The organism is Frigoribacterium sp. PhB116 (assembly GCF_004364285.1).
In the GTDB taxonomy this organism is placed as follows: Bacteria; Actinomycetota; Actinomycetes; order Actinomycetales; family Microbacteriaceae; genus Frigoribacterium.
The window spans coordinates 815501-828135 of the sequence record NZ_SOBE01000001.1; the positions used below are offsets into that span (position 1 = coordinate 815501).

The 12635-nt window shown below is 71.4% G+C and carries 13 protein-coding genes; 3 read left to right on the top strand and 10 right to left on the bottom strand.

Annotation, left to right across the window (positions count from 1 at the left end; genetic code table 11):
* Window positions 1-186: 186 nt before the first annotated feature.
* Both EDF20_RS03655 and EDF20_RS03660 read left to right on the top strand, forming a co-directional pair.
* Entirely contained in the window at window positions 187-1938 is a 1752-nt protein-coding gene (locus EDF20_RS03655; RefSeq protein ID WP_133737729.1) for a hypothetical protein, read from the top strand.
* Between the two features lie 55 nt (window positions 1939-1993).
* Window positions 1994-3052: an AI-2E family transporter gene (locus EDF20_RS03660; protein WP_123546423.1), complete on the top strand. Its 1059-nt coding sequence runs from the start codon at window positions 1994-1996 to the stop codon at window positions 3050-3052.
* A 40-nt stretch (window positions 3053-3092) separates the two neighbouring features.
* Here EDF20_RS03660 and EDF20_RS03665 read toward each other — a convergent pair whose 3' ends face one another.
* From EDF20_RS03665 to EDF20_RS03710, 10 genes are all read right to left on the bottom strand, one after another.
* Complete coding sequence (locus EDF20_RS03665) at window positions 3093-3863, bottom strand: alpha/beta family hydrolase (protein WP_133737730.1); 771 nt, start codon at window positions 3861-3863, stop codon at window positions 3093-3095.
* Complete coding sequence (locus tag EDF20_RS03670; protein WP_123546424.1) at window positions 3860-4177, bottom strand: hypothetical protein; 318 nt, start codon at window positions 4175-4177, stop codon at window positions 3860-3862. Before EDF20_RS03670 ends, EDF20_RS03665 begins: the two co-directional genes overlap by 4 nt.
* A 50-nt stretch (window positions 4178-4227) precedes the next feature.
* A complete protein-coding gene (locus EDF20_RS16010) occupies window positions 4228-5022 on the bottom strand; it encodes a lytic transglycosylase domain-containing protein (protein ID WP_243833356.1) in 795 nt (264 codons plus the stop codon).
* A 95-nt stretch (window positions 5023-5117) separates the two neighbouring features.
* The gene (locus EDF20_RS03680) at window positions 5118-5681 is read right to left on the bottom strand and encodes a DivIVA domain-containing protein (protein WP_347876484.1); all 564 of its coding nucleotides are present in this window, start codon (window positions 5679-5681) and stop codon (window positions 5118-5120) included.
* Window positions 5682-5724: 43 nt separating this feature from the next.
* Complete coding sequence (locus EDF20_RS03685) at window positions 5725-6723, bottom strand: phosphatidate cytidylyltransferase (RefSeq protein WP_123546426.1); 999 nt, start codon at window positions 6721-6723, stop codon at window positions 5725-5727.
* Window positions 6724-7242 carry a ribosome recycling factor gene (frr, locus tag EDF20_RS03690; protein ID WP_197980542.1) on the bottom strand — a complete coding sequence of 173 codons (519 nt, stop codon included), beginning with the start codon at window positions 7240-7242 and terminating at the stop codon, window positions 6724-6726.
* Between the two features lie 72 nt (window positions 7243-7314).
* Window positions 7315-8034, bottom strand: a complete 720-nt coding sequence (gene pyrH / locus EDF20_RS03695; RefSeq protein WP_123546428.1) for a UMP kinase — start codon at window positions 8032-8034, stop codon at window positions 7315-7317.
* Window positions 8035-8203: 169 nt separating this feature from the next.
* Window positions 8204-9031: a translation elongation factor Ts gene (gene tsf, locus EDF20_RS03700; protein WP_133737731.1), complete on the bottom strand. Its 828-nt coding sequence runs from the start codon at window positions 9029-9031 to the stop codon at window positions 8204-8206.
* Window positions 9032-9076: 45 nt separating this feature from the next.
* Window positions 9077-10042 carry a 30S ribosomal protein S2 gene (rpsB, locus tag EDF20_RS03705; protein ID WP_123546430.1) on the bottom strand — a complete coding sequence of 322 codons (966 nt, stop codon included), beginning with the start codon at window positions 10040-10042 and terminating at the stop codon, window positions 9077-9079.
* Between the two features lie 363 nt (window positions 10043-10405).
* Window positions 10406-11872, bottom strand: a complete 1467-nt coding sequence (locus tag EDF20_RS03710) for a sugar porter family MFS transporter (RefSeq protein ID WP_233568968.1) — start codon at window positions 11870-11872, stop codon at window positions 10406-10408.
* A gap of 132 nt (window positions 11873-12004) precedes the next feature.
* Here EDF20_RS03710 and EDF20_RS03715 point away from each other — a divergent pair, with 132 nt between their 5' ends.
* Window positions 12005-12601 carry a M23 family metallopeptidase gene (locus EDF20_RS03715; RefSeq protein WP_133737732.1) on the top strand — a complete coding sequence of 199 codons (597 nt, stop codon included), beginning with the start codon at window positions 12005-12007 and terminating at the stop codon, window positions 12599-12601.
* The last annotated feature ends 34 nt before the right edge of the window (window positions 12602-12635 follow it).

Here is a 12635-nt window from a genome sequence, read left to right on the forward strand (position 1 = left end):
GGAGCTCGCGCGGGCCTGGCCGGGAGGCCGGGCACGGCGGCGGGTATTTAAGACGGCTCAGCGTATCCGACCAGCCTGAGTGCCGCACCTCGGCCTTCGTCGCGGACCGTCACGCCCTCCTCCGGCCGCTAAAATCGTCGCGCCGGGCACGTGAGCAGTGCCCGCCACGGACGCGAGGGAGACACAGTGGCTGCTGACGACACGGAATTCGGGACCGAGCTGCGCGGCTACCGCAAGGACGACGTCGATGCGGCCCTGAGCGACCTCCGTCGCGAGCTGATCAAGGCCAACGCCGACCGTGCCGAGATGGCGGGGTCCGTCAAGCATCTGCAGACGCGCCTCGACGACCTGCAGACGGAGCTCGAGGAGGCCGGGACGCCCACCTACGCCGGCCTGGGCAGCAAGCTCGAGCAGACCCTCCGGCTCGCGGAGGAGCAGGCGACCGCCCTCGTCAGCAAGGCCGACATCGACTCCGAGGAACTCCGCACCTCGTCGACGAGCGAGGCACGCCGGGTGCTCTCCGACGCCCGGGAGCGCGCCGATGCCCTCCTCGAGGACGCCCGGGGCCGAGCCGCCGCCCAGGTCGCCGAGAGCACCGGCGAGGCCGACCGCATGGTGGCCAGGGCGCGCGGCGAGGCGCGTTCGCTGCTGCAGGAGGCCCAGCGCGACTCCTCCGCCATGCGGGGCGCCGCAGCCACCGAGTCGGCCGAGAACGTCAGCACGGCACGGCACGAGGTCGCCGCCCTGCACGCGACGGCCGAGCGCGAGGTCGCCGAGCTGCGGGCCCAGGTCGAGCGCGAGGTCGCCGACGCCCGGGACGGCGCCACGGCGCTGGCACGGGACACCGAGCTCGCACGAGCCGAGTTCGTCGCCGAGGACGAGCGCGTGCGGGCCGACCTCGCCCGCGAGTCCGAGACGGTCCGTGCCGAGCTGGCGCGCCTCGACGAGACCACCCGCGCCGATCTCGAGCTCGAGGTCGCCACCCGACGGGACGACCTCGCCCGTGAGGTCGAGGCTGTCCGCGCCGAGCTCGACGACGACGTCGACACCGGCCGTGCGGAGCTCGCGGAGCACGTCGCGGTCACCAGGGCAGAGCTCGACGCGGACGTCGCGCAGACGCGCGCCGCCCTGGAGCGCGAGGTCGAGGAGGCGCGCCTCGCGGTGCGGAGGGAGGTCGAGTCCGCCCGGGCCGACCTCGAGCACGAGCTCACGACTGCTCGCGACGCCCTCTCCGCCGAGGTCGCCGCCACCCACGAGCGCCTCGAGCGCGAGGTGCAGCAGCAACGGGACCGGCTCGAGCGCGAGGCGGCCGAGGCACGGGCTGTCGTCGAGGCCGAGACGGTCAACGCGAGGGCCGACCTCGACGCCGAGGTGGCCGAGAGCCAGGCGCAGCTCGTCGACGACGAGGAGGCGCAGCGCGTGCGCCTCGCAGCCGAGGCCGCGACCCAGCAGGCGAGGCTCGTCGCCGACCGCGAGACCGCCGTCGCCGAGCTCGCCCGGGAGCTCGAGGAGCGCCGCAGCGACGCGGAGGTCGAGCTGCGCACCCGACGCGACGAGGCCGAGCGCGAGCTGGTGCAGCGGCACCACGCCGCGGTGGCCGAGACGCAGGGCTACCTCGACGACGCCGCGGGCCAGCTCGAGGAGGCGCGGCAGCGCGCCGTCGAGACGCGACGCGAGGCGGACGAGCTGGAGCGCACGTCGCAGGAGCACGCCCGCACGGTCCGGTCCGAGGCCGACGCCACGGCCCACGACGTCCTCACGAACGCAGAGCAGCGCGCCGCGAGCCTGGTCGACGACGCCGAGCGCCGGTCCGCCGAGCTCACGGACGACGCCGAGCGCCGGCTCGCCGAGATCCGGGAGGAACGCGACGCCGTCGCGGGGTACCTCGAGAACCTGCGCGCCGTGTTGGCCCCGCAGGCACAGGGTGCGTCAGAGTAGGCAGTCGGTGGCGTCGAGCTGAACGGCGCACCGGTCGTCGACAGGAGCCGCCCGCGTGAAGATCCACGATCCGTTCCGCCTCGGGCTGCTGGCGGGCCTCGGCGTCATCGCCGCCCTCGTCATCGGGGGTGCCCTCAGCGAGCTGTCGACGATCCTCACCTACGTGGGGGCCGCGATCTTCATCGCCCTGGGCCTCGACCCCGTCGTGTCGTGGCTGGAGAACCGCTCGGTGCCGCGCTGGCTCGCCATCGTCATCGTCTTCACGGTCGCGATCGGCGCCTTCGTCGGGGTGGTCTTCGCGATCGTGCCCGTCATCGTCAGCCAGGCCACCGCCCTGATCACGAACCTCGTCACGTACCTGCAGAGCGTCACCACGCAGGAGTTCGTCGACAACCTCCAGGCACTCGTGCCCCAGAACTTCTTCGACGTCCAGCAGGCACTCGACTCGGTCCTGGACTTCCTCACGAACCCCGACAACGTCGTCACCATCGGCGGCGGCGTGCTGGCCGTCGGCGTGGCCATCGGCAACGGGGTCTTCGCCACGGTCGTCGTGGTCATCCTCGTGCTCTACTTCACCTCGTCGATCAACACCTTCAAGGCCGGCATCTACCAGCTCGTCCCTGCGTCCAAGCGCGTGCGGTTCGCCGACATCGCCGAGCAGATCAGCCAGTCGGTGGGCCGGTACGTGATCGGCCAGTTCACGCTCGCCGCCATCAACGGCGTCCTCAGCTTCGTGTTCCTCAGCTCCATCGGGGCGCAGCAGCCGGCGGTCTTCGCCTTCATCGCGTTCCTCGGCTCGATCATCCCGCTCGTCGGCACCATCAGCGGGTCGGCCGTCATCGTGCTCGCGCAGATCGTGCTGCTGCCGGACTCCCCCGCGACCTGGGTCACCGCCGCCATCTGGTACCTCGTCTACATGCAGGTCGAGGCCTACGTCCTCAGCCCTCGCATCATGCGCCGTGCGGTCAAGGTCCCGGGGGTCGTCGTCGTCATCGCCGCGCTCACCGGCGGCACCCTGCTGGGCGTGCTCGGGGCGCTGATCGCCATCCCGGTCGCCGCCTCGATCCTCCTGATCATCCGGCAGGTCGTCGTGCCCCGGCAGGACGCCCGCTGAGGGCAGGACCCGCCGCAGACGAGCCGCAGGCGGGGCTCCCCTAGGAGGCGGCCTGCTGGCCCTCCGAGGGAGGCCACGTGGTCGGCAGCGGGAGCGCACCGGGCGCCACGCGCCGCACGATCTCGTCGAGCACCCTCGACGTCTGCTTCTCGCCCACCCAGAGGTGCTTGCCGCCCTCGACCGCGACGACCTCGGCGCGGGGCACGGCGGCGAACCGTGCCCGCGCCTCCTCGGGCTGCAGGTAGTCGTCGTGCTCGGGGACGACGGCGACGATCGGCACCTCGGAGTCGTTCCAGGCCGCGAGCTCGGCGTCCGTCGTGCGGTGCAGGGGCGGGGAGAGCAGGAGGAGCCCCGCGACGTCGACGCCGCGGCCGTGCTTGAGCGCGACCTCGGTGCCGAACGACCAGCCGAGCAGCCACGGCGTGGGCAGGCCGGCGCCCCGGACGAGGGCGACGGCCGCCGTCAGGTCGGCTGCCTCGGCCTCGCCCTCGCCGAACGCCCCCTCGGAACGCCCCCGGGGCGACGAGACGCCGCGGAAGTTGAAGCGGAGGACGGCGACGTCGGCCAGCGCCGGCAGCCGGGCCGCGGCCTTCCGGATCACGTGCGAGTCCATGAACCCGCCGGCCGTCGGGAGGGGGTGCAGCGTGACCAGGGTGGCGACCGGGTCGCGGTCGAGCGGCAGTGCGAGCTCGCCCACCAGCGTGAGCCCGTCCGCCGTGCGGAGCTCGACGTCGGAGCGGCGGGCCGGGAGCTCGACGCCGCCGCGGACGTCCACGGGAGAGGCAGAGGCAGAGGCAGAGGGCAGGGTCACGAGATCCTCCAGCAGTGGGTGTGCCAGTGTCGGCGCGAGGCGAGGTCGTCCTGCTCGCCGAAGAGCCCGTCGGCACGCCAGACGACGAGGTGGGGCGTGCCCGGGGAGACCGTCAGGGCACAGCCGGGGCAGGTGTAGTCCTTGACCGCCGAGGAGGCCGACACCGACTGGACGACGAACTCACGCCCGCGTCGCGTCTCGGTCCGTGGTCCCCCGAAGAGGGAGCGTGCGAGATCGCGCTCGTCGCGGACTTCTTCTGTACGGTTCCGCTCCGCTCGGTCGCGCGGACGACGCGGTCGGTTGCTGCGGGGCATGCCCTCCAGCGTAGCCGGACGGCCAGCGGCCTGGACTCAGCGGTCCTGGCTCAGTACCAGCCGACGGACTTCGAGTGGCCCCACGCACCGCACGGCGTCGCGTAGCGACCCTGGATGTAGCCGAGGCCCCAGGTGATCTGCGTGGCAGGGTTGGTCTGCCAGTCGGCACCGGCCGAGGCCATCTTGCTGCCCGGCAGGGCCTGCGGGATGCCGTGCGCCCCGCTGGACTTGTTGTGGGCGTTGATGTTCCAGCCCGACTCCTTGTTCCACAACGAGACCAGGCAGTCGTACTCGCCGGTGCCCCAGCCGCGTGCGGCCACCATCTCGGCGGCGATGGCCTTCGCCGTGCCCGGGTCGGGGACGCCCGCCACGGGCGCCGCGCTGGACGACGGTGCCTTCTTGGCGGTGCCGGAGGCGGCATCGGCCGCAGGCTCGTCAGCCGAGGCCTCTTCGACCACCGGTGCGGGCGGCGGCGGGGGCGGCGGCAGGGTGACGCCGTACTGGTCACGGTCAGCAGCCAGGACGACGCCGGCGCCCACGACGAACGACTGGCCCGGTGCCACCAACGCGGCGGCCCCTCCCACACTCGTCGTCGCCGCCTCGGCACCCGACAGCGGGTTCACGAGAGAGGCGGAGAGGAAGGCGAAGGTCGCGGCGAAGCCGACCAGCGGCAGCGCATAGCGGCGTCCGACCGAGGCACGAGGCGCAGGGGCCGGCCGTGACGCAGGAGGCGCGACGAGCGAGGCGGGGACGCGACGCCTCTCGATCGTGCGGGGTCGACTGACGACCAGCCGCTGCTCGGAGAGAGAGTGGCCCGTGGTCGCGTTCGCTGAGTGCCTGCCCATGAGTCCGTCCAGGGTAACGGATCCGTCACGGATCGGCCAGGGCCCTCCCTGGCGCGTCGTGGACGGCCAGGTCGCCGAGCCCCGCGGTACCTCCGTCAGCGGACGGCGAGCATGACGTCGACCACGGCATCGAGGAGCACGTCCACCTGGGCCTCGCGGTACCCCCCGCGCCGGGCGCGGAAGACTGATCCCCGGACGTCGTCGATGCTGAGGGCCTTGCCGTCGGTGAAGTAGCCCTGCAGTCGCCGCGCCAGACGGTCCACGTCCTTCGGGTGGTAGCCGACGGTCAGCACGCTGACGCGGTCGAACCGGTGACCCACCGGGCGGTCGAGCCTGGCCACGATCTCCTCGGCCGCGCTGCGCGCCTCGCCGTACCAGCCCTCGTCGCCCGCGGTGGTCACTGCCCGGTCACGCTCGCGGCTCGCGAAGGCGTCCTCCAGGCGCTCGAGCGCCTGGTCCACGTGCGCCGGGGAGTAGCCGCCCTTCCGCATCGCGAACGCGGTCCGGCGGATGCGAGCCGAGTCGACCGGCGACGCCGCCTCGGCACCGCCCGTGTAGGCGGCTCGCGCCTCGGCGAGGAACGCCTCGACCTCGGACACGTCGTAGCCGCGCTGGCCCTTGGGCACCGTGGGGAAAGTTGAGCTCACGCTGTCCATCATGCCGCATCGACCTCGCAGGCCCACGGTGGGACCCTCGGCCGGGTCAGGTGACCAGCAGGTACAGCGCGTAGGCAGCCGCCGCGGACGGCAACGTGCTGTCGAGGCGGTCGAGGAACCCTCCGTGGCCGGGCAGCCAGGTGCTGATGTCCTTGATGCCGAGGTCGCGTTTGATCAGCGACTCGGAGAGGTCGCCGATCGTCGCCGTGACGATGATCACCCCGCCGAGCACGAAGCCGAACCACCAGGGCTCGTCGAGCATCAGCCACGAGGTGAGCACGGCTGCGATCAGGCTCGCGGCCACGGACCCGGCGAAGCCCTCCCAGGTCTTCTTGGGGCTGATGCGCGGCGCCATCGGGTGCTTGCCGAAGTTGAGACCGGTCGCGTACGCGCCGGTGTCGACGGCGATCACGATGATGAGCGTCGCCAGCGTCCAGTTCGCCCCGTTCGGCTCGGCCGCGAGGACGAGCATGAAGCTGCCGAGGAACGAGCAGTAGATCTGCACGAACGCGCCGGCGCCGATGTCACGCCAGACGACGGAGGCGGGCTTGCGGTGCGAGGGACGCACCAGCTCGGCCACGCGCCAGAGCGACACGACGAGGACCCCGCCGACGAGGCCGAGCCACTGGCCCTGCACCCCGAAGACGAAGGAGAGCGGGACCATGGCCAGGCCCACCAGCACGCTCGGCAGCCGGGGCACGTCGCGCCCGGCGAAGCGGAGGGCACTCGTCAGCTCGAAGCACAGCGACCCGATCAGGGCGCCGGCGACGATCATGAAGAACGCCGGCTCGAAGATCAGGCTCAGCAGGACCGCCGCGCCGAGCCCGACGCCGACCGCGATGGCTGCGGGGAGGTTGCGTCCCGTCCGGGCCGTCAGCTTCTCGTTGCGGGCACCGAGCTGGGCACGGCGACTGCGGATCTGGTTCTCGAGGTCGTGCCGTGCGGCCTGCGCCCTGGCGTCGAAGTCGGCGCGACGGCTGCCGAGGGTGGTCTTGGGTGTCGGCACCGACTCGTCGGGACGTGCGCCGTCGGGAGCGTCGCTCATCTAGACCTCGAGCAGCTCCGCTTCCTTCTTCTTCAGGGCGTCGTCGATCTGGTCGATGTAGCCCTTCGTGACCGCCTCGAGCTCCTTCTCGCCCCGTGCGACCTCGTCGTCGCCGACCTCGGTCTTGAGCGCGTCGAGCGACTCCTTCGACTTGCGTCGGACGTTGCGGATCTGGACCTTGGCGTCCTCGCCCTTGCCTCGGACGATCTTGACGAACTCCTTGCGGCGGTCCTGCGTCAGCTCGGGGATCGTCACGCGGACGAGCGTCCCGTCGTTGGTCGGGCTGGCACCGAGGTTCGGGAAGGTCGCGATGGCCCTCTCGATCTCCTTCAGGGCCGACTTGTCGTACGGCGTCACGATCATGGTGCGCGCCTCGGGCACCTGCAGCGACGCGAGCTGCGCCAGCGGCGTGGGCGTCCCGTAGTAGTCGACCGGGATCTTCTGGAACAGGCTGGGGTTGATCCGCCCGGTCCGCACCTGCCCGAAGTCCGTCTTGGCCGACTCCAGTGCCCGGTCCATCTTCTCGCGTGTCTCGGTCAGTACGTCAGTGATCGTCACGATGCTCCCTTGGTTCGTCGTCGAGCTTAGTCGTCAGTTGCTGACGAGGGTCCCGATGCGCTCGCCCCGGATGGCGCGGGCGATGTTGCCCTCGCCCTCCATCCCGAAGACGTGCATCGGCATGCCGTTGTCCATGCAGAGGCTGAACGCGGTCGAGTCGACCACCTTGAGGCCCTGGACCAGCGCCTCCTGGTAGGTGAGGCGGTCGAGCTTGACGGCGGACGGGTCGTGCCGGGGGTCCGCCGAGTAGACGCCGTCGACGCCGTTCTTCGCGACCAGCACCTCGGCGGCCCCGATCTCGAGCGCGCGCTGCGCCGAGACGGTGTCGGTCGAGAAGTAGGGCAGCCCCGCGCCCGCGCCGAAGATGACGACGCGGCCCTTCTCGAGGTGGCGCTCCGCGCGGCGCGGGATGTACGGCTCGGCGACCTGGGTCATCTCGATGGCGCTCTGCACGCGCGTGGCGGCGCCGGCCTGCTCGAGGAAGTCCTGCAGGGCGAGGGCGTTCATGACGGTGCCCAGCATGCCCATGTAGTCGGCCCGGGCCCGGTCCATGCCGCGCTGGCTCAGCTCGGCGCCGCGGAAGAAGTTGCCGCCGCCCACGACGATGGCGATCTCGACGTCCTTCGCGGCCTCGGCGATCTCGCGGGCGATGGCTCCGACGACGTCGGGGTTGACGCCGAGCTGCCCGCCCCCGAAGGCCTCGCCCGAGAGCTTGAGGAGGACGCGTCGTCGTGTGGTGGTGTCTGTCGTCATGTGGGGTCTCCCTCGTGTCGTGGCCGTAGCCAGGGTAGCGAGTCGCGGCGCAGGTGCCCGATCGTCTGGTGCCCGGCGCGCACCTCCTCGACCTCGACGGGCCGGGACGGCGGCGGGCGCACGAACGGGGTCCGGGACGCGTGCGTCCCGGACCCCGTCCCGTGGCTGGCTAGGCGCCGACCTTGATCCGGGCGAAGCCCTGGATCTCGATGCCGGCCTGCTCGACGACCTTCGCGACCGACAGCTTGCTGTCCTTCGCGTAGGCCTGGTCGAGCAGGGCGATCTCCTTGAAGAAGCCGGTCAGGCGACCCTCGATGATCTTCGGCAGGGCGGCCTCGGGCTTGCCCTCGTTCTTCGCGGTCTCCTCGACGATGGCGCGCTCCTTGGCGACGTCCTCGGCGGGGACCTCGTCGCGCGACAGGTACGTCGGAGCGGCGAAGGCCACGTGCTGGGCGATCGAGCGAGCGGTCTCGGCGTCGGAGCCGGTGTAGCCCACGACCACGCCGACCTGCGGGGGCAGGTCCTTCGAGGTCTTGTGCAGGTAGATCGCGAACTCGGCGCCCTCGATACGGGCGACCGTGCGGAGTTCGACCTTCTCGCCCATGAGCGCAGCCTCGTCGTTGACGAAGGCCTCGACGGTCTGGCCGCCGATCGCGGCGGCGTTGCCCTCGGCGGCGTCCTTCGCGCCGGAGGCCGCGACGGCCTCGAGCACGGAGTCGGCCAGCGCGATGAACTTCTCGTTCTTCGCGACGAAGTCGGTCTCGCTGGCGAGCTCGATCAGGGTGGCGTAGCCGCCCGACGCCTTGGCGGCGACGAGGCCCGCGGTGGTCTGACGGCCCTCGCGCTTGGCGACGCCCTTCAGTCCCTTGACGCGCAGGATCTCGACGGCCTTCTCGATGTCGCCATCGGCCTCGACGAGCGCGTTCTTGCTGTCCATCATGCCCGCGCCGAGGCGGTCACGGAGGGTCTTCACGTCAGCGGCGGAGAAATTCGCCATTGTCTGACTTCCTTTCGTGGAGTCGGAAGGGGGAGGTGGGGGGTTCTACTTCGCGTCCGCGGCGGCGTCGGCGTCGGCCGGCTCCGCAGCGGTCTCGTCGCGGGGCTCGGCGACGGGCTCGACGACCGGCTCGCCCAGGGGCTTCGCGGCGACCTGGGCGTCGGCGTCGTTCTCCTCGACGGGAACGGCCTCGACGGGCGTCTCGGCGGCGGGCGCGGACTCGGCGGGAGCCGACTCGGCGGCCTTCGCCTCGCCCTGTGCGAGCAGCTCGGCCTCCCACTCGGCGAGGGGCTCGACGGGAGCGTCAGCGTCTTCCGGCTTCTGGTGACGCTGCACCAGGCCCTCGGCGGCGGCGTCGGCGACGATGCGGGTCAGCAGGCCGACGGAGCGGATGGCGTCGTCGTTGCCGGGGATCGGGAAGGTGATCTCGTCGGGGTCGCAGTTCGTGTCGAGGATGCCGATGACCGGGATGCCCAGCTTCTTGGCCTCGTCGATCGCGAGGTGCTCCTTCTTGGTGTCGACGACCCAGAGGGCGGACGGCGTCTTGGTGAGGTTGCGGATGCCGCCGAGCGTCTTGTGCAGCTTGTCGAGCTCGCGCTTCTTGATCAGGAGCTCCTTCTTGGTGAAGCCCTGCGTCGTGTCGTCGAAGTCGATGTCCTCGAGCTCCTTCATGCGGGCGAGGCGCTTCGAGACCGTCTGGAAGTTGGTCAGGAGACCACCGAGCCAGCGCTGGTTCACGAAGGGCTGGCCGACGCGGTTCGCCTGCTCGGCGATGGAGCCCTGGGCCTGCTTCTTGGTGCCGACGAAGAGGACGGTGCCGCCGTGGGCGACCGTCTCCTTGACGAAGTCGTACGCCTGGTCGATGTAGCCGAGCGACTGCTGCAGGTCGATGATGTGGATGCCGGAGCGCTCGGCGAGGATGAATCGCTTCACCTTCGGGTTCCAGCGGCGGGTCTGGTGTCCGAAGTGGACGCCGCTGTCGAGCAGCTGGCGGATGGTGACGACGGCCATGGTCGTTCTCCTAGTTCTGCGGCACGCGCGGACGCGAGCCTGTTGTCGGTTGTCTGGGCGGCCGGACGGCCGCCGCTGCCTGGTGCCCGGGCGCGCATCCGCCGCCCGTGCCGGAGCACGATCGGACCGAGTGGATGCGGAGGCCGGTGTCACGCCACGGGCGGCCGAGCTGTGGGGCAACTGGGCTGCGAGGGCGAGGTGCGTCGAGACGCACGGGCACGCGAAGTCAGCCTGCTGAGCAGGCTGCGTGCTCATGGTACCACCGACGAGGCGCGCCCCGGAGGAGCGATGCGACGCGTCGAGCCGCTCGTGCAGAACGCCCCGCCCGGAGCCGGGCAGGGCGTTCGTCCGAGCAGCCGGAGATCAGGCGCGAGCGCCCCTGGCGGGCTTGCCGGAGCTCGACTCGACCGCGGACACGCCCATCTCCTCGAGGCTGCGGCCCTTGGTCTCGGGGATCTTCGCGAGCACGAAGAAGAACGAGATGAGGGCGAAGGCCGCGAAGATGCCGTACGACAGCGTGAGGCTGACGGCGGCGAGCGACGGGAACGACACCGTGACGATGAAGTTGGCGATCCAGTTGGCCATGCTGCCGACGCCGAGCGCCGTCGCACGGATGCTGTTCGGGAACATCTCGCCGAGCAGGACCCACATGAGCGGACCCCACGTGGCGCCGAACGACACGACGAAGAGGTTGGCCGCGACGAGAGCGACCGGGCCCCAGGCACCGGGCAGCTGGGGGTCGCCGCTGGAGTCGACGACCGACTGGCTGAACGAGATCGCCGTGACGGCGAGGCTGACGAACATCCCGATCGAGCCGGCCAGCAGCAGCGGGCGACGACCGACCTTGTCGACCAGGCCGATCGCCACGAACGTGACGACGACGTTGACCACGGCCGTGATGGTCGAGATCGTGAAGGAGTCGCTCTCCTGGAAGCCGACCGCCTGCCACAGGGTCGTCGAGTAGTAGAAGATCACGTTGATGCCGACGAACTGCTGCAGCACGGCGAGGATGATGCCGACCCAGACGATCGGCTGCAGGCCGAACCTCGTGCCGCGGATGCTCGACTTCTTGTCGAGGGCGGCCTCGGTGGCGATGGAGTCCGTGATCTCCTTCAGGCTCGTGTCCACGGTCTCGGCGGGCACGATGCTCTTCAGCACGTCCTTCGCCTCGTCCTCCCGCCCCTCACCGGCCAGGTAGCGCGGCGACTCGGGCAGTCGCCAGGCGAGGAAGCCGTAGACGACGGAGGGGACGATGCCGACGAGGAACATCCAGCGCCACGCGGCGAGGCCGAAGAGCGACGGCTCGGAGGCGCCTCCCGCGGTGACCGCGAAGAGCTGGTCCGAGAGCAGGGCGACGAAGATGCCGAGGGTGATGGCGAGCTGCTGGAACGACGCGAGCCGGCCCCGGATCGCCTTCGGCGAGACCTCCGAGATGTACGCCGGAGCGATCACGGAGGCGATGCCGATGCCGAGGCCGCCGATGACGCGCCACAGGACGAGGTCCCAGACCGCGAAGGCGAACGCGGCACCGATCGAGCTGATGAGGAACAGGGCCGCGCCGATGAGCATGACCTTGATGCGGCCCATCTTGTCGGCGAGACGGCCGGCGACGTACGCGCCGATCGCACAGCCGATCAGGGCCGAGGCCACGGCGAAGCCCGAGGCGAACTCGGTGAGCCCGAACTCGTCGGTGATGCTCTGGACTGCTCCGTTGATGACTGACGAGTCGAAGCCGAAGAGGAAGCCGCCGACGGCCGCGGCGACCGCGAGAGCCGTCACCCGTCTGTTCAGGCTCTTCGTCGTCTCTGGTGATCGCGCCGCGTTCGACACTGGGTCTCCGTTCCACTGCTCGGGGAGCGGGCTCGTGTCCTCGCTCCCCCACATCCGTCGTGCACAGGTGTTCGTGCACGCGTGAACAGTACGCCCGGTGCGGGATCGGTGCACGCTCGGCAGAGTCTCACGATGGACACCGCCTGTCGCCGGGGTCGCACCCGGCCGCGCCGCCCCCTCCCCCGCCTCCGCCGCCTCCTCGGCCTGCTGGTCGCGCTGCCGGCACTGTTGCTCGTGCACGTCTCGGGCACCGACGTCACGGCGAGCGCCACGTCGACCGGGACGACGGCCGGGACGTCGTCGGCGCCAGCCGTGCCGTGGTCGTGGCCGGCGGCCCCGCCGCACCCTGTCGTCCGGGCCTTCACCGCGCCCGAGCACCGCTGGTCGCCGGGGCACCGGGGCATCGACGTCGGCACGCCGATCGGCTCGGCCGTGACGGCACCGGACGACGGCGTCGTGCACTTCGCGGGCGTGGTCGTCGATCGTCCCGTGCTGTCGCTGCGCCACGCCGACGGCCTGCTCAGCAGCCTGGAGCCCGTCGTCAGCGAGCTGGCCGCGGGCGAGACCGTCGTGCGCGGGCAGGTCGTCGGGACGGTCCAGGCGGGGCACTGCCCGGACGTCGAGTGCGTCCACCTCGGAGCGCGGATCGACGGTGAGTACGTGTCGCCGCTCATGATGCTCGGGCTCGGACGGCCGTCGGTGCTGCTGCCGACACGTCGACCCGGGTGACCGCGCCGACCGTGCGGGCGGTCTACCCTGCGGG

Bases quoted from the DNA above. Each gene is read 5' to 3' on its own strand.
- EDF20_RS03670 (WP_123546424.1), bottom strand. From the start codon at position 4,177: ATGCCCCGCAGCAACCGACCGCGTCGTCCGCGCGACCGAGCGGAGCGG.
- EDF20_RS16010 (WP_243833356.1), bottom strand. From the start codon at position 5,022: ATGGGCAGGCACTCAGCGAACGCGACCACGGGCCACTCTCTCTCCGAG.
- EDF20_RS03680 (WP_347876484.1), bottom strand. From the start codon at position 5,681: ATGATGGACAGCGTGAGCTCAACTTTCCCCACGGTGCCCAAGGGCCAG.
- EDF20_RS03685 (WP_123546426.1), bottom strand. From the start codon at position 6,723: ATGAGCGACGCTCCCGACGGCGCACGTCCCGACGAGTCGGTGCCGACA.
- frr (WP_197980542.1), bottom strand. From the start codon at position 7,242: ATGGACCGGGCACTGGAGTCGGCCAAGACGGACTTCGGGCAGGTGCGG.
- pyrH (WP_123546428.1), bottom strand. From the start codon at position 8,034: ATGACGACAGACACCACCACACGACGACGCGTCCTCCTCAAGCTCTCG.
- tsf (WP_133737731.1), bottom strand. From the start codon at position 9,031: ATGGCGAATTTCTCCGCCGCTGACGTGAAGACCCTCCGTGACCGCCTC.
- rpsB (WP_123546430.1), bottom strand. From the start codon at position 10,042: ATGGCCGTCGTCACCATCCGCCAGCTGCTCGACAGCGGCGTCCACTTC.
- EDF20_RS03715 (WP_133737732.1), top strand. From the start codon at position 12,005: ATGGACACCGCCTGTCGCCGGGGTCGCACCCGGCCGCGCCGCCCCCTC.